The organism is Pimelobacter simplex (genome assembly GCF_024662235.1).
In the GTDB taxonomy this organism is placed as follows: domain Bacteria; phylum Actinomycetota; class Actinomycetes; order Propionibacteriales; family Nocardioidaceae; genus Nocardioides.
Genome location: NZ_CP096276.1, coordinates 850,748 through 866,331, shown reverse-complemented (window position 1 = coordinate 866,331; position 15,584 = coordinate 850,748). Strand labels below are relative to the sequence as shown.

General features: G+C 72.0%; 17 protein-coding genes. 7 read left to right on the top strand and 10 right to left on the bottom strand.

Going from position 1 to position 15,584, the window contains the following annotated elements:
- Positions 1–45: 45 nt before the first annotated feature.
- From M0M48_RS04105 to dapE, 6 genes are read right to left on the bottom strand one after another with little or no spacing between them, the layout of a single operon-like run.
- Positions 46–435: a hypothetical protein gene (locus M0M48_RS04105; protein WP_215815575.1), complete on the bottom strand. Its 390-nt coding sequence runs from the start codon at positions 433–435 to the stop codon at positions 46–48.
- Positions 432–1,853, bottom strand: coding sequence for a hypothetical protein (locus M0M48_RS04100; RefSeq protein ID WP_257750172.1), 1,422 nt, complete (start codon positions 1,851–1,853; stop codon positions 432–434). The genes M0M48_RS04105 and M0M48_RS04100 overlap by 4 nt, the downstream gene beginning before the upstream one ends.
- A gap of 37 nt (positions 1,854–1,890) precedes the next feature.
- The gene (locus M0M48_RS04095) at positions 1,891–2,466 is read right to left on the bottom strand and encodes a hypothetical protein (RefSeq protein ID WP_257750171.1); all 576 of its coding nucleotides are present in this window, start codon (positions 2,464–2,466) and stop codon (positions 1,891–1,893) included.
- A 9-nt stretch (positions 2,467–2,475) separates the two neighbouring features.
- Positions 2,476–2,760, bottom strand: coding sequence for a DivIVA domain-containing protein (locus tag M0M48_RS04090; RefSeq protein ID WP_257750170.1), 285 nt, complete (start codon positions 2,758–2,760; stop codon positions 2,476–2,478).
- A gap of 10 nt (positions 2,761–2,770) precedes the next feature.
- Complete coding sequence (locus M0M48_RS04085; RefSeq protein ID WP_215815578.1) at positions 2,771–3,499, bottom strand: LOG family protein; 729 nt, start codon at positions 3,497–3,499, stop codon at positions 2,771–2,773.
- Complete coding sequence (gene dapE / locus M0M48_RS04080) at positions 3,496–4,593, bottom strand: succinyl-diaminopimelate desuccinylase (RefSeq protein ID WP_257750169.1); 1,098 nt, start codon at positions 4,591–4,593, stop codon at positions 3,496–3,498. The genes M0M48_RS04085 and dapE overlap by 4 nt, the downstream gene beginning before the upstream one ends.
- A 226-nt stretch (positions 4,594–4,819) precedes the next feature.
- On the opposite strand from dapE, the gene M0M48_RS04075 reads away from it, so the two are divergent.
- On the top strand, positions 4,820–5,419 hold the full coding sequence (locus M0M48_RS04075; RefSeq protein ID WP_257750168.1) for a DUF6891 domain-containing protein: 600 nt from the start codon (positions 4,820–4,822) through the stop codon (positions 5,417–5,419).
- 9 nt (positions 5,420–5,428) lie between these two features.
- Here M0M48_RS04075 and ileS read toward each other — a convergent pair whose 3' ends face one another.
- Positions 5,429–8,644 (bottom strand): isoleucine--tRNA ligase, encoded by a 3,216-nt coding sequence (ileS, locus tag M0M48_RS04070; RefSeq protein ID WP_257750167.1) that lies wholly within the window; start codon positions 8,642–8,644, stop codon positions 5,429–5,431.
- 263 nt (positions 8,645–8,907) lie between these two features.
- Here ileS and M0M48_RS04065 point away from each other — a divergent pair, with 263 nt between their 5' ends.
- Together M0M48_RS04065 and M0M48_RS04060 are read left to right on the top strand one after the other, a co-directional pair.
- On the top strand, positions 8,908–10,152 hold the full coding sequence (locus tag M0M48_RS04065; RefSeq protein WP_257750166.1) for a DUF429 domain-containing protein: 1,245 nt from the start codon (positions 8,908–8,910) through the stop codon (positions 10,150–10,152).
- A 37-nt stretch (positions 10,153–10,189) separates the two neighbouring features.
- Positions 10,190–10,990 carry an acyl-CoA thioesterase gene (locus M0M48_RS04060; protein WP_215815583.1) on the top strand — a complete coding sequence of 267 codons (801 nt, stop codon included), beginning with the start codon at positions 10,190–10,192 and terminating at the stop codon, positions 10,988–10,990.
- Positions 10,991–11,001: 11 nt separating this feature from the next.
- Here M0M48_RS04060 and M0M48_RS04055 read toward each other — a convergent pair whose 3' ends face one another.
- Positions 11,002–11,394: a hypothetical protein gene (locus M0M48_RS04055; RefSeq protein ID WP_257750165.1), complete on the bottom strand. Its 393-nt coding sequence runs from the start codon at positions 11,392–11,394 to the stop codon at positions 11,002–11,004.
- A gap of 57 nt (positions 11,395–11,451) precedes the next feature.
- On the opposite strand from M0M48_RS04055, the gene dapD reads away from it, so the two are divergent.
- From dapD to M0M48_RS04035, 4 genes are all read left to right on the top strand, one after another.
- A complete protein-coding gene (dapD, locus tag M0M48_RS04050) occupies positions 11,452–12,393 on the top strand; it encodes a 2,3,4,5-tetrahydropyridine-2,6-dicarboxylate N-succinyltransferase (RefSeq protein WP_215815585.1) in 942 nt (313 codons plus the stop codon).
- 45 nt (positions 12,394–12,438) lie between these two features.
- Positions 12,439–13,401, top strand: a complete 963-nt coding sequence (locus tag M0M48_RS04045; protein WP_215815586.1) for a hypothetical protein — start codon at positions 12,439–12,441, stop codon at positions 13,399–13,401.
- A 62-nt stretch (positions 13,402–13,463) separates the two neighbouring features.
- Positions 13,464–13,715 carry a hypothetical protein gene (locus M0M48_RS04040; RefSeq protein WP_257750164.1) on the top strand — a complete coding sequence of 84 codons (252 nt, stop codon included), beginning with the start codon at positions 13,464–13,466 and terminating at the stop codon, positions 13,713–13,715.
- The gene (locus M0M48_RS04035) at positions 13,712–14,089 is read left to right on the top strand and encodes a hypothetical protein (protein ID WP_215815588.1); all 378 of its coding nucleotides are present in this window, start codon (positions 13,712–13,714) and stop codon (positions 14,087–14,089) included. The genes M0M48_RS04040 and M0M48_RS04035 overlap by 4 nt, the downstream gene beginning before the upstream one ends.
- Here M0M48_RS04035 and dapC read toward each other — a convergent pair.
- Positions 14,076–15,188 (bottom strand): succinyldiaminopimelate transaminase, encoded by a 1,113-nt coding sequence (gene dapC, locus M0M48_RS04030; RefSeq protein WP_257754450.1) that lies wholly within the window; start codon positions 15,186–15,188, stop codon positions 14,076–14,078. The genes M0M48_RS04035 and dapC overlap by 14 nt on opposite strands.
- Positions 15,185–15,511, bottom strand: coding sequence for a ferredoxin (gene fdxA / locus M0M48_RS04025; RefSeq protein ID WP_215815589.1), 327 nt, complete (start codon positions 15,509–15,511; stop codon positions 15,185–15,187). Before fdxA ends, dapC begins: the two co-directional genes overlap by 4 nt.
- Between the last annotated feature and the right edge of the window lie 73 nt (positions 15,512–15,584).

The following is a 15,584-nucleotide window of genomic DNA, read 5'->3' as shown; positions in this document are numbered from 1 at the left end:
TATGCCCCACAAGGCGCGCAGCCGAGACTCGCCCTTGGGCGTACCTCAACGCTCCGCAGTGCCTTCGGGCGCGGGCATGACGACCTCGGCGGCGAGCACCCGGACGGCGTCCAGGACCAGCCGGCGACCGGCACTCCCCTCGTGGTCCGGGTCGTGCCACAGGCCCGCCCAGGTGAGGGTTCCGCGGCCGACCCGGGCGTGGATCGAGCGGTACTCCAGCGGCGCGTCGGGGGCTCCGGCGATCCGCTCCAGCACCGCCGCGACGCCGGGATCGAGGGGCTCGTCGCGCTCGCGCTCGGCCATCGCGTCGAGGTCCTCGCGGACCCGGTCGAGCGCGGCGCGCAGCGCGTCCTCGGCGGCGCGGGTCTCGAGCGCGGCGAGGCTGGGGTGCTCCGCGGCCCCCTCGCTCGCGTCGTACGCCGCCGGGCCGCTCACACGTAGCCGCCGTCGGACGAGCCGGAGCCCGAGCCGGGATAGGTGCCCTCGAACGGCCCGGGCGCCAGGATCACGGTGTCGTCGTCATCGCCGTCGTCGTCGAAGTCGCCGGACTCCTCGGGGCGCTGACCCGCGAGGTCCGCGATCGCCTCGTCGAGCTCGGTCTGGGCGCCGCTGACGGACTCGTCGAAGCTCGGCACGTCCTCGAGGTTCTTGGTGATCTGGTCGAGGTTGGCCTGGAGCGCGTCGATGCCGCCGCCGGCGTTGACGCCGGGCAGCTCCTTGACCAGGTCGAGGATCTGCTCGAAGACCTTGAGCCGGTCGGCCGCGACCTGCGCCCAGGCGTCGATCTCGTCGACGAGGTTCTTGCAGTCCTCGATCATCTGGATGAGCTCTTGGATGTCGTTCCAGATGTCGGTGATCGCCGCGAAGCCCTTGTCGATGATGTCCCAGGCGAGCGAGACCCAGCCGATGATCGGCACCGCCTTGGAGCCGATCCGCGAGGCCACCTTGGCCAGCTTGAGGCTCATCTTGACCATGACCTTCTCGACCACGATCGCGATCTCCTCGGAGACCTTCGCGACCCATGCGTAGACGTGCTCGCCCTGACCGACGCCGGTGCCGACGGCCTTGAGGACGAGGTTGTAGGCGTTGAGCTGGGCGACCAGCCCGAGCGAGGCCTGTCCCTGGAGCGCGAGGGTGGTCTTGCCGGACAGGAGGCTGAAGTTGGTGCCCCAGTCGCGCATCGCCTTGCCCATGATCGTGCAGGCGTTGCCGTTGCGCTGGATGACCTCGTAGTTGCCGGAGAGCGGGTAGACGATCATCTCCCGCAGGCTCTCGCCGGGCAGCTTGGGCACGTCGCCGATGTCGACGCCCGCGTCGCGCGCGACGCCGATCGCCCAGTTGATGCCGTCGATGCCGCTGTTGATCGTGTCGCGCAGCCCGTCCCAGGTGTCGCTCGCGACCTCGAACCGGTCGTCGTGCTGGCCCGCGAGCTGCTCGCCGCCCTTGTCGGGCTCGCTGAGGTCGATCGGGACCGGGTCGAGCTTGAGCGCCTCGATCGCGGCCGCGACGTCGGGCGCGCCGCCGTCCTCGGCGATGCCGGCGGCGAGGTTGAGGAAGGCGTGGTTGACCGCGCCGTCGGTGAGGTCGATGTCCTTGGCCGAGAGCACGACCGCGTCGCGCACGCCGGACCAGCGCCCGGCGAAGAACGTCTGCATGTCGGTGAAGTAGCCCTGGAGCGTGGGCATCACGTCGGCGATCGGCTTGAGCGCGCAGAGGTCGTAGTCGAAGCCCTCCTTGCTGCACACCCAGGTGTTCGCGTAGTCGCGGATCTTCTCCGAGTCCCCGCCCACGTCGTCGAACACCGTGAGCAGCTGCTCGAGGTTGCCCCAGTCGATCTGCAGGTCGATGGTCATCGCTCTCCGTCCCGGTACGGTCGCTGCCGCGGACCGCCTACCCGGGCAGGTCGATCGACAAACCGGGAGCCTTCAGGTACGACGACGCGAGCTCGCGCGCGATCGTGCGCAGCCGCCGCGGCGTACCGGCCTCGACGTGGTCGCGGTGCGCGAACACCTCGACCACGAGCGTGCCGTCGTCGAGGGGCACGAACTCCTGGGCGTAGGTCCACGCGGCGAACTTCCCCGTCGCCTCGGTGATCTCGGTGCCGTCGAGGTCGACCTTCGCGGTCGCCAGGCCCGGCTGCAGCTCGGTGCCGAGCACGCGGTCGAACGTCGCCGCGCTCGGGTGCAGGTCCCACTCGATGCTGATCGGGTCGCCAAGCTCGGTGTCCACCGCGCAGTGCAGAGCGCCGGAGAGCTCGCTCTGCTCCTTGACCCCGCGCGGGGCTCCGGCCCAGGCCGCGGCCTGCTCGTCGGTGACGACGGCGCAGACGTCGGCCGGCTGCTCGGTCGTCGTGGTGGTGCCCGACGACGGGGTCCCGGGACTGGACTCCGGCTCGTCGTCCCCGCCCGAGCAGGCCGTCGCGGCGAGCAGGGTCAGGGCGGCGATGGTCCCGAGTGCGGCGCGCATGGCGCGAACCTACTCGGCGTCGTCGCGAGGTGGCGCGGCGGCGCGGTCCATCTCGCCGGCGAGGCGCTGCAGGAGGGCGTCGACCTCGGACATCCGGTAGCCGCGGAAGGCCAGCGAGAACCGCACGGTGCGCAGGTCCCCGGCCCCGATCGGCCGGTCCGCGGGGACCAGCGCGTCGGGGCGGTCGTCGTACGCGGTGCGCATCGGCTCGCCGTGACCGGCCGCGAGGAGGGCGACGCCGCCCATCGCGAGCACGATGAGCACGGCGAAGACCCACATCATGGGGTGCGACATCCCCGCCTCCTCAGGCGTGCCTGTCGCGCGCGGCGACCATGAGCGCGACGGCCTCGTCGACGTCGTCGGTCAGGGTGAGCATGTCGATGTCGCTCTGCTTGATGCGGGCGTCCTCGAGCATCGAGCCCTGCATCCAGTCGATCAGGCCGCGCCAGTGCTCGACGCCCATGAGGACGATCGGGAACTGCGTGATCTTGAGCGTCTGAGCCAGCGTCATCGCCTCGAACAGCTCGTCGAGCGTGCCGAGCCCACCCGGCAGGACGACGTAGCCCTGGCTGTACTTGACGAACATCATCTTGCGCACGAAGAAGTAGCGGAAGTTGAGCCCGAAGCCGACGTAGTCGTTGAGCTTGGCCTCCCAGGGCAGCTCGATGCCGAGGCCGATGCTCTCGCCGCCGGCCTCCATCGCGCCCCGGTTGGCCGCCTCCATGGCGCCCGGGCCACCGCCGGTGATGACCGCGAAGCCGGCCTTGGCGAGCGCCGCACCGACCCGCACCCCGATGTCGTACGCCGGGTGCGTGTCCGGGATCCGCGCGGAGCCGAACACGGAGATGGCCGGGCCGACCTCGGCGAGGTCGTTGAAGCCCTCGACGAACTCCGCCTGGATCTTGAGCACCCGCCAGGTGTCGGTGTGCACCCACCCGCCGTCGCCGCGGCTGTCGAGCAGCCGCTGGTCGGTGGTGGATCCCTCGGGACGCCCCGCGCTGGGACGGGGGCCGGGGCCGCTGCGCCTGGTCATGCGTTCTCCTGGTTGCCGGGGGTGCTCTGGGGGGTGAGCCATGCGCGCAGCTGCTGCTCGCACCGCTCGATCTGTGCGGTCTCGACGTGCTCGTCCTGCTTGTGGGCCAGCATCGGGTCACCGGGACCGTAGTTGACCGCAGGCACGCCGAGCGCGGTGAAGCGGGCGACGTCGGTCCACCCGAACTTGGGGTTCACCACTCCCCCGACGGCCTCGATGAACGCCCGCGCCGCGGGCCGGTCCAGGCCCGGCAGGGCGCCGGGCGCGGTGTCGGTCAGGGTGATCTCGAAGCCGGCGAAGAACTCCTCGACGAAGGCCAGCGCCTCCGCCTCGGAGCGGTCGGGCGCGAACCGGTGGTTGACGGTCACCACGCACTCGTCGGGGATCACGTTGCCGGCGACCCCGCCGCTGATGCCGACCGCGTTGAGCCCCTCGTGGTACTCCAGCCCGTCGATGACCGGCCGCCGGGCCTCGTACGCGTTGAGCCGGGCCAGCACCTCGCCGGCCCCGTGGATCGCGTTGACCCCGCGCCAGCTGCGCGCCGAGTGGGCCCGCTCGCCGCGGGTCCGGACCTCGACGCGCAAGGTCCCCTGGCAGCCCGCCTCGACCCCCGCGTTCGACGGCTCCATGAGGATCGCGAAGTCCGCCTCCAGCAGCTCCGGGTCGGACTCACCGAGCAGCCGCAGGCCGTTGTAGGCCGACTCGATCTCCTCGGCCTCGTAGAGGACGTAGGTGACGTCGTGCACCGGCTCGGCGACCGTCGCCGCGAGCTTGAGGATGACCGCGTCGCCCCCCTTCATGTCGCAGGTGCCGAGGCCGTGCAGGATGCCCGCCGCCTCGTCGTACCGGCTGGGGAGGTTGGCGTTGACCGGCACCGTGTCGAGGTGACCCGCGATCACCACTCGCGAGGGACGGCCGAGGTCGGTCCGGGCGACCACCGTGTGGCCGCGCCGGGTCACCTCGAGGTGGGTCAGCGCGCGCAGGGCGGTCTCGACGGCGTCGGCGATCTCCTGCTCGTCGCGGCTGACGGACTCGATGTCGACCAGCTGGCGGGTCAGGGTGACGACGTCGGTGGACAGGTCGATCGCAGGCACGGGTGACAGTCAACCAGCACGGGGTTCAGACACCGCACATCTAGGGCGGGTCCTCCGAGCCCGCGCCGTCGCGAGCGGTGTCGGCGGCCGATCTGGCAAGGCCGAGTCGCGAAGGCGGGCCGCAGGCGGGGCCGAGGGTGGGTCGAGTCGGCGAGAACGCCGCCAGATCGGCCGCCGGCGCCGCACAGCAGGCGCGGGCTTGGGGGACACGTCCTAGGGTCGGCACATGCGTGCCTTCTGGAAGCGGCGGCCTCCCGCCGAGCGGCCCGTCGTACCGGCGACGACCGAGGACGAGGTGCGCGAGCACGCCGAGGCGGCGGTGTACGCCGGCTTCCTGGACCTCGCGGACGCCGTCGAGCAGGTCACCGAGTACTTCGACGAGGAGGCCCCGCCGACCGCGCGGATCGAGCAGATCGTCCGCGCCGCCTGGGCCGCGCGGGCCGTCGCGGTCGGCGCCGGCAGCGGCATCGACGACCACGCCCGCCTGGCGAGCGCGTTCGCGGCGCTGGCCGACGACGGGATCGTGGGGCGGATGGACTTCACCTGCTGCCAGACCTGCGGGCACGCCGAGATCGACGACGAGCGGGGGCCGGCGCGGGAGGAGCGCGGCTACACGTTCTTCCACCAGCAGGACACCGAGCGGATCGCCGACGGCCAGTTGTACCTGGCGTACGGCGCCTTCGGGCCCGAGGTCGCCGAGGAGGCGATCGCGGGCGCGGTCGTCGAGCGGCTGCGGGCCGAGGGGCTCGCCGTCACCTGGAACGGCGAGACCACCTCGCGCATCGAGGTCGCGATCGGGGACTGGCGCAAGCCCCTCCCGGCCTAGGGCGTGGCCCTAGGCCCGCTCGAGGCTGAGCGTCGCCTTGTCGCCGTCACCGACGACGACCTCGGTCGCGCCGGGCGCGCCTGCCTCCCCCACCGTGTACGACGTCGCCAGGGTCTCGCCCGCGATGAGCGCCTCGTGCGTGCGGGCCGCGGCGAGGACCGGCGCCGCGCCGGAGACCACCAGCTCGATCCGGTCGGTGACGTCCAGGCCGCTGTCGCGGCGCAGCTGCTGCACGGCGCGGACGAGGTCGCGGGCCAGGCCCTCCTCGGCGAGCTCGGCGGTGACGAGGGTGTCGAGGACGACGAAGCCGCCGCTGGGAAGCATGCCGGTGGCGGTGCCCTCGGCGGCGTCGCCGACGGCCGTCTCGAGCGAGTACTCGCCCTCGACCAGGGCCAGGCCGCCGGAGGTGACGGTGCCGTCGGCCGCGACGGACCAGTCGCCGGACTTCGAGCCCTTGATGGCGAGCTGGACGTCCTTGCCGAGGCGCGGACCGGCGGCGCGGGCGTTGACGGTGAGCTTCTGCTCGACGCCGAAGCTCGCCGCCTCGGGCGACTCGGCGGCGAGGAGGCGCACGGCGCGGACGTTGACCTCGTCGGCGACGATCGCCGCGAAGGGCTCCAGCGCGACCGGGTCCTCGACCACGACGGTCAGGCCCGAGAGCGGCAGGCGGTTGCGCAGCTTGGCGGCCTTGCGCAGCGCGGACGTCGCCGAGCAGACCTCGCGGACCTGGTCCATGGCCGCGACGAGGGCGTCGTCGGCGGGCAGCGCGGAGACGTCGGGCCAGTCGGCCAGGTGCACCGAGCGGCCGCCGGTCAGGCCGCGCCAGATCTCCTCGGTGGTCAGCGGCAGTAGCGGCGCCACGGCGCGGCAGACCACGTCGAGGACGGCGGCGAGGGTCTCGAAGGCCTCCGGCTTGCCCTCCCAGAAGCGCTCCCGCGAGCGGCGGACGTACCAGTTGGTCAGCACGTCGAGGAAGGTCCGCGTGGTCTCGCAGGCGTCGGCGATGGCGTAGGCGTCCATCTCGGCGCTGAGCTTCTCGACGTACTGGCGCGTCTTGGCGAGCAGGTAGCGGTCGAGGGGGTCGGTCGAGTCGGTGCGGCCGGTGGCGTCGTACTGCTCGGCGTTGGCGTAGAGCGCGAAGAAGTACCACGTGTTCCAGAGCGGGATCATCACCTGGCGCACGGCGTCGCGGATGCCCTGCTCGGTGACGACGAGGTTGCCGCCGCGCAGGATCGGCGAGGCCATCAGGAACCAGCGCATCGCGTCGGCGCCGTCGCGGTCGAAGACCTCGGAGACGTCGGGGTAGTTGCGCAGCGACTTCGACATCTTGTTGCCGTCGGAGCCGAGCACGATGCCGTGGCTGATGCACGACGAGAACGCCGGCTTGTCGAAGAGCGCGGTGGCCAGGATGTGCAGCGTGTAGAACCAGCCGCGGGTCTGGCCGATGTACTCGACGATGAAGTCCGCCGGGAAGTGGTTCTCGAACCACTCCTTGTTCTCGAACGGGTAGTGCACCTGGCCGAAGCTCATCGAGCCCGAGTCGAACCACACGTCGAGGACGTCGGTGACGCGGCGCATCGTCGACTTCCCGGTCGGGTCGTCCGGGTTGGGCCGGGTCAGCTCGTCGACCCACGGGCGGTGCAGGTCGCGCTCGCCCTGGGCGTTGCGGGGCAGGCGGCCGAAGTCGCGCTCGATCTCCTCGAAGGAGCCGTAGACGTCGATCCGCGGGTACGCCGGGTCGTCCGACTTCCAGACCGGGACGGGCGATCCCCAGAACCGGTTGCGGGTGATCGACCAGTCGCGGGCGTTGTCGACCCACTTGCCGAACTGGCCGTCCTTGATGTGCTCGGGGACCCAGCGGATCTCCTGGTTGAGCTCAGCCATGCGCGCCTTGAACGCCGTCACCTCGACGAACCAGCTGCTCACACCCTTGTAGATCAGGGGCTCGCGGCAGCGCCAGCAGTGCGGGTACGAGTGGTCGTAGGTCTCGCGACGCAGCAGCAGCGTTCCGGGCGTGACGGCACCGCCCGTGCTCTTGAGGTCGTCGATGATGTGCGCGTTGGCGTCGAAGACCAGCATGCCGGCGTAGTCGTCGACGGGCACGGTGAACCGGCCGTCCTTGCCGACCGGCATGACCGGCTCGATGCCCTCGCGGTCGGTGACCTCCTTGTCGACCTCACCGAAGGCGCCGGCGCTGTGCACGAGGCCCGTACCGTCGGTGGTCGTCACGGCCTCGTCGGCGGCCACGACGCGGAAGGCGTTCTCGTGGTCGGCGAAGTAGGAGAACGGCGGGGCGTAGACGAGGCCGAGCAGGTCCGATCCCTTGCCCCGCCAGGTGATCGTGGGCTCCTCGCCCAGCTCACGGGCGTACGCCGCGAGGCGGGCCTCGGCGAGGACGAGCCGGTCGCCCTCGTGCTCGACCACGACGTAGTCGATGTCGGAGCCGACCATCACCGCGAGGTTGCTGGGCAGCGTCCACGGGGTCGTCGTCCAGACCAGCAGCTTGGCGCCGGCGAGGTCACCCGGCGTGGTGATGGCGAACCCGACGGTGACCGCGGGGTCCTGGCGCATCTGGTAGACGTCGTCGTCCATCCGCAGCTCGTGGTTCGACAGCGGCGTCTCGTCGTTCCAGCAGTAGGGCAGCACGCGGAAGCCCTCGTAGACCAGGCCCTTGTCGAACAGGCTCTTGAACGCCCACAGCACCGACTCCATGAACTCGGGGTTCATGGTCCGGTAGTCGTTGTCGAAGTCGACCCAACGCGCCTGGCGGGTGACGTAGTCGCGCCACTCACCGGTGTACTTGAGCACCGACGCCCGGCAGGCGTCGTTGAAGTTGTCGATGCCCATCTCGACGATCTCGTCGGTGGTCTTGATGCCGTTGAGGCGCATCGCCTCGAGCTCGGCGGGCAGGCCGTGGGTGTCCCAGCCGAACCGGCGCTCCACGCGCTTGCCGCGCATGGTCTGGTAGCGCGGCACGATGTCCTTGACGTAGCCGGTGAGCAGGTGGCCGTAGTGGGGCAGGCCGTTGGCGAACGGCGGGCCGTCGTAGAAGACGAACTCGTTCGCGCCGTCGGCGCCGGGGTCGCGCTGCGCGACCGACGCACGGAAGGTGTCGTCCTCGGCCCAGTAGGCGAGGATCCGCTCCTCGATCGCGGGGAACCGCGGCGAGCTCGGGACGGCACCCTGGCCGGCGGTCGGGTCGGTGGTGACCTTGGGGTAGGTCATCGGCTGGTCTCCTGCGTCTCGTGCGTGGTCTGCACGAGGACGACGTCTGCCGCGGTACCACCTCGCTTGCCGCTCCCGCCGGTGACGGGGACGACCGCTCGTTGCAGGCTGTGACGGGCCTACCCGCCGGGTTCTACTGGGCCGGAGCCGTTCTTCCCGGGGCTCGCCGCTGATGACGGCTCGAACGCCTTGCCCCCAGCGTAGGGCGTGGGGCACCCGATCCGGAAACCGGTTTGTCCCCGGGCCTCCCTAGGGTGGGGCAGGTGAGCGCCTCGGAGCAGAAGCTGTTCGTCGGGATCGACCTCGCCTGGGTCAACGGCCGGACCGGCCTGGCGGCCGTGGACGCCGCCGGCGCCCTCGTCGCCAGCGCGACCGTGTCCTCCGACGACGAGATCGCGGCGTGGGTCGAGGCCCTGCCCGGGACCGTGGTCGTGGCCGCGGTCGACGCGCCGCTGCTGGTGCCCAACGAGACGGGCCAGCGGGCTGCGGAGACCGCGATCAGCCGGGCCTACGGGACCTTCAAGATCGGCGCCCACACCGCCAACCAGGGCCGCCCCGGGATGGCCGAGCCGCGGGCCAAGGTGCTCGCCGACCGCTTCGGGTGGAGCGTGGCGCCGACCCACCGCGGCAGCGCGGGGTGGCCGGTGTGCATCGAGGTCTACCCGCACCCGGCGATGGTGGCGCTGTTCGCGCTGCCGGAGCGGCTGACCTACAAGTCCAAGTTCCCGTACGACGTGCGCCGGGCCGCCTTCGCCGAGCTGGTCGGCCACCTGGAGGGCATCGCCGAGCTCGCCCTCGCGGGGCACGCGGGCTGGGCGGCACTCGCGGGCGCCGTACGGGACGCGGGGACGCAGGGCGACCTCAACGCGGTCGAGGACGAGCTCGACGGCGTCCTCTGCGCGCACCTGGCCTGGCTGTGGCACGAGCGGCCCGGGACGCTCCAGGTCTACCCGAGCCTGCCGGAGTGGGAGGACGGCTACATCGTGGCGCCCGCTCCCCCGGTCCGCCCGCTGCCGGCGCCGCCGAGCGACGAGCTCGCGAACTACCGCGACTACCTGGGCGAGTACCGCAAGACGCTGGCCCGCAAGTGCGCCGGTCTCGCGCCGGCCGACCTCGCCCGCCGCTCGGTGCCGCCGAGCCGGCTCAGCCTGCTCGGGATGGTGCGGCACATGGCGCGGGTCGAGCACTTCTGGTTCCAGATGGCGCTCCAGGGCCGTCCCGGTCCGCGGCTCCACGACGACGACGGCGACGCCGGGTTCGCGCAGGTCGAGGCGACCCAGGCCGCCGTCGACGAGGCCGACGCTGCTTGGCGCGAGCAGGTCGCGCTCGCCGACGCCTGGCTCGACCTCCAGACGGACGCCACGCTCGGCGAGGTCGTCACCTTCCGCGACGGCACCGAGACCGCGAGCGTGCGCGACATCCTCGTGCACATGATCGAGGAGTACGCCCGCCACTGCGGGCACGCCGACCTGCTCCGCGAGTGCATCGACGGCACCACCGGGGAGTGATGGCGGGGCTGTCGGAGTGCTCCGGGAGGATGGGGGCGTGAGCTACCTCCTCGACGACGCCATCGCCTCCGCCCCGCTGGGCGAGGGCCGGCACCGGGTCCGGATCACCGCCGACTGGCACACCGCGAACCAGACGCCCAACGGCGGCTACATCCTGGCGCTGCTGCTCCACGCCGCGCTCCAGGAGTCGAAGCACCCCGACGCGCTGGCGATCGCGATCACCTACTTCCGCCCGGCCACGACCGGCGAGGCCGACATCACCGTGCGCGAGGTCCGCGCGGGGCGCCGCGTCTCGACGTACGACGCGGTGCTGGTCCAGGACGACAAGGAGATCGCCCACGCGGTCGTGAGCACGCACGACTGGGACGCCGCCGGCACCTTCGAGCACACCCCGCACTCCGCGCCCGCCGTACCGCGGCCCGAGGAGTGCGCCGACGTCAGCGCCCTCGTGCCCGAGGGCATGGTGCCGATCCTCGACCGCTACACCTACCGCGCCCCGGCCGCGCCCGGCTGGCTCTCCGGACAGCCCTCCGGCGTGACCGAGTCGCTGTGCTGGATCCGCGCCGCCGACGAGCGCCCGGTCGACGCGCTGCTCGCCGGCGCCATGGTCGACGCCTTCCCGCCGGTGACCGCCGAGATCGGGCACCTCGCGTCCGCGACGATCCAGCTGACCGTGCACTTCCGGCGCCGGGTCGCCCCCGGCACCGTGTGGGCGCTCGGGCACGTCACCTCGCGCCACGTCCTCGCCGGCTACCACGACGAGGACGTCGAGCTGTGGGACGACCAGGGCCGGCTGCTCGCCCAGAGCCGGCAGCTGGCGATCCTGGCCGACGGCTGAACCCGCTCCCCTCACCGCTCGGCGAGCGTGACCCTCGTCCCGGCGTCGAGGGTCGGGGTCTCGAGCTCGATGCTGCCCCCGCGCTCGAACGAGAACGACGTCGCGAGGTCGCGCAGGCCGCCGTCCACGGCCAGCCGGGCGCTCGTCTCGACGGCGATCTCGCCGCCGCCGACCTCGACGAGCGTCACCTCGAGGTCGTCCTCGCCCAGGACGTCGACGGTGAACGTGTCGCCCTCCGCCAGGGTCCGGGTGAACCGCTCGGGCTCGGGCTGCTCGCGCTGCCACCCGCTCCAGTCCTGGACGGTCACCTCGAGCTCGACCGGGCCGTCGTCCCCGCAGCCGGTCAGCGCGAGCGCGCCCGGGAGCGCCAGGAGGGCGAGGAGGAGCCGGGATCCGCGTGCCATGTCCGTCCGACGACGCGGGGTCCGCGCCGGTTCCCCGGCCCCCTAGACTCTCCTCACGTGACCTCCGCATGGGGCTTCGGCCTGACCACGTACGCCGCCGACGGCTCGACCGTCCTCGACACCTGGTTCCCCGCGCCGGCCCTGGGCACCAAGCCCGCCGACGCGCAGGCGCCCGCCGACCTGCTCGCGCTCGAGGGCGCGGACGAGGCGCGCGGCGTCACCCGCAAGGTCACGCTCGTCGAGATCGCCGATCTGGCCGTCGCCCCGGCCGGCACCGCCGAGGTGTGGCTGCGCCTGCACCTGCTCTCGTCCCGGCTGGTCGCGCCGCACGGGCAGAACCTCGACGGCATCTTCGGCCTGCTCACCAACGTCGTGTGGACCTCCGCCGGCCCCTGCGCGATCGAGGGCTTCGAGCTCACCCGCGCCCGGCTCCAGGCCGCCGGCCAGCACGTCACCGTCCACGGCATCGACAAGTTCCCGCGCCTGGTCGACTACGTCATCCCCTCGGGCGTCCGGATCGCCGACGCCGACCGGGTCCGCCTCGGCGCCCACCTGGCCGAGGGCACCACCGTCATGCACGAGGGCTTCGTGAACTTCAACGCCGGCACGCTCGGCACCTCGATGGTCGAGGGCCGGATCTCGGCCGGCGTCGTGGTCGGCGACGGCTCCGACGTGGGCGGCGGCGCGTCGATCATGGGCACCCTGTCCGGCGGCGGCAAGGAGACCATCGCGATCGGCCGGCGCTGCCTGCTCGGCGCCAACGCCGGCGTCGGCATCTCGCTCGGCGACGACTGCGTCGTCGAGGCCGGCTGCTACGTCACCGCCGGCACCAAGGTCACCGTCCTCGAGCCCGGCCGCGAGGCCCGCGTCGTCAAGGCCCGCGAGCTCTCCGGCGCCAGCAACGTCCTCTTCCGCCGCAACTCGGTCACGGGCGCCATCGAGGCCGTTCCGTGGCAGGGCGAGGGCATCGCGCTCAACGCGGCGCTGCACGCCAACTGACGCTTCGCACGACGCGCGTTTTTCCCACTCCGGACACTGGGAGCCGTGAAGACGAGTGCGGTCGCTGCGGTGGTGACGGGTGTCGTCGCCCTCGCGGCGATCGTCACCGTCGGCGTCGTCGTGCTGCGGGTGACCGACGACCTGGTCGGCGGTCCCGACGGTGACTGCACCGTCACCGTCGCCGACCACACCGTCGACCTGAGCGGCGAGCAGGCCGAGAACGCCTCGCTCATCGCGGCGATCGCGGTCCGCCGCGGGCTGCCCGCCCGGGCGACCTCGATCGCGCTGGCCACGGCCTACCAGGAGTCCAAGCTCCGCAATATCGACTACGGCGACCGCGACTCGATCGGGCTCTTCCAGCAGCGCCCCTCTCAGGGCTGGGGCACGCGCAAGCAGATCCTCGACCCGACCTACTCCGCCAACGCGTTCTTCGACGCGCTGGTCGAGGTCGACGGCTACGAGGGCATGGAGATCACGGTCGCGGCCCAGGCCGTGCAGCGCTCGGCCTACCCCGACGCGTACGCCGACCACGAGGCCGACGGCCGGGCGCTGGCCTCGGCGCTGACCGGCCACTCCCCCGCGAGCTTCAGCTGCGACCTCGACGGCGGGGCACCCTCGGCCGACACCGCGCTGACCGCGAGCGGGCTGACGCCGCGCGCGGACGCCGTACGGGAGGACCTGTTGCGGCACTTCGGCCGGCTCTCGCTCGGCGGCTACGCCCCGGGCGGGGTGCGCACCGGGCACATGGAGGGCTCGGCGCACTACGACGGCCGCGCGATCGACGTCTTCGTCCGCCCGATCACCGAGGCCAACAACGCCAAGGGCTGGGCCCTGGCCCACTGGGCGGTCGCCAACGCGGCCCGCCTCGACATCCGCACGGTCATCTTCGACGCGAAGATCTGGACCGCCGGGCGCCAGGGCTGGCGCGACTACACCCCGTCGTCCTCCGCGGGCGACCGCAAGGTCCTCGAGCACCGCGACCACGTCCACATCGACGTTTTCCGCTGAGGTTCTCCACAGACCCCGGCATCGCCGTTGCGCATACGATTATATGCGCCTAGCGTCGAAGCATGGACCGGATCACGATCACCTTGGACGACGAGGTCGGCACCGCCGTGCGCGAGGCCGCCGCCGAGGCCGGGCTCTCCGTCAGCGCCTGGATGGCGGACGCCGCCGGCGCTCGGCTGCGCAACCACTACCTCGGCCAGTTCCTCGACGAGTTCGAGGCCGAGAACGGCGCCTTCACCGAGGAGGAGCTCGCCGAGGCCAGGGCACTGTTCCGCCGCAAGCCCGCGCGCTGGTCCGAGGGGCCGACGTCATGACCCTGGTCCTGGACACCGGAGCGCTCCTCGCCGTCGAGTGGCGCAACCGAGCGGTGGTCTCGGCGATCCGCGCGGCCCACGACGAGGGCATCCCGGTGCGCACGAGCAGCGGAGCGGTCGCCCAGACCTGGCGCAACGGTGCGCGACAAGCCCGGCTGGCCCGCGCCCTCCGGGGCATCGATGAGCAGCCCATCGATGCGAGCGCCTCCCGCCGGATCGGGCGGCTCCTCGCCAGCGCCGGGACGAGCGACATCGTGGATGCGCACGTCGCGACGCTCTGCACTCCCGAGGCGGTCGTGCTGACCTCGGACCCGACCGACCTCGACCACCTGCTCGGCGTGCTCGGCCGAACGGCGACCGTCAGCCGCGTGTGAGCCGTTCCACCGCCGCGTCGATCCGCTCGTCGCTCGCGGTGAGCGCGATCCGGACGTGGTGCGAGCCGGCGGCGCCGTAGAACGCGCCCGGCGCGACCAGGATGCCCTGGGCGGCGAGGTCGGCCACGAGCTGCCAGCAGTCCGGGCCGTCGGGGCCGCGGGTGGTCCACAGGTAGAGCGAGGCCTCGGAGTGGTCGATCGTGTAGCCAGCCGCCTCGAGCGCCGCCCGCAGCCGGGTACGACGCGCGCGGTAGCGCTCGTGCTGCTCCGCGACGTGCGCCTCGTCGCCGAGGACGGCCGCCATCGCGTGCTGCTGGGGCGCGGGCATCATCATCCCGAGGTTCTTGCGCACCGCGAGCAGCTCGGCGATCACCGACCGGTCGCCGGCGACGAACGCGCAGCGGTAGCCGGCCAGGTTGGAGCGCTTCGAGAGCGAGTGGACCACGAGGATGCCGTCGGCGGAGCCGCCGCAGATGTCGGGGTGCAGGGCCGAGTAGGCCTCGCCCTCCCACACGCAGTCGAGGTAGCACTCGTCGGAGACGAGCAGCACGCCGCGCTCACGGCACCAGTCGACGACCTTCTTGAGGTGCTCCTTGGGCAGCACCCGACCCGACGGGTTCGACGGCGAGTTGAGCCAGAGCAGCTTCGGCGTCTCGGGCCCGAACGTGGTGAGCGCGTCGGTGGCGATCGCCCGCGCGCCGACGAGGGCCGCGCCGACCTCGTAGGTCGGGTATGCCAGCGCCGGGTAGCCGATCAGGTCGCCCGCGCCGATCCCGAGGTACGTCGGCAGCGAGGCGATGAACTCCTTGGAGCCGATCAGCGGCAGCACCTGGTCGACGCCGAGACCGGTCACCCCGTGGGTGCCGGAGAGCCAGTCGACGACGGCCTGCCGGACCTCCGGGACACCCACCGTCAGCGGGTAGCCCGGAGCGTCGGCGGCGTCGATCAGGGCCTGGCGGGCGACGGCGGGCGTCGGGTCGACCGGCGTACCGATCGAGAGGTCGACGATCCCGCCGGCGTGCGCGCGCGCCTGCTCAGCGTACCCGGTGAGCTTGTCCCAGGGGAAGTCGGGCAGGCGGCCCGAGACCGCGGTGTTCAGTGGTCCTGGTTCTGCGGGTCGAGCGCAGCGATGAACTCGGCGTCCTTGTCGATCTCGCCCATCTTGGCGGCACCGCCGGGCGAACCGAGGTCGTCGAAGAACTTCACGTTGGCGTCGTAGTAGTCCTTCCACTCCTCCGGGACGTCGTCCTCGTAGAAGATCGCCTCGACCGGGCAGACCGGCTCGCAGGCACCGCAGTCGACGCACTCGTCGGGGTGGATGTAGAGCATCCGCTTGCCCTCGTAGATGCAGTCGACCGGACACTCATCGACGCAAGCACGGTCCTTAACATCGACGCACGGCTGCGAGATGATGTAGGTCATCGGTTCCTCCTGGACCAGGACTAGCGGCAAAAGTCAGACACGAATGTGTTTCGTATCGGGGTCAGCCTAGTAT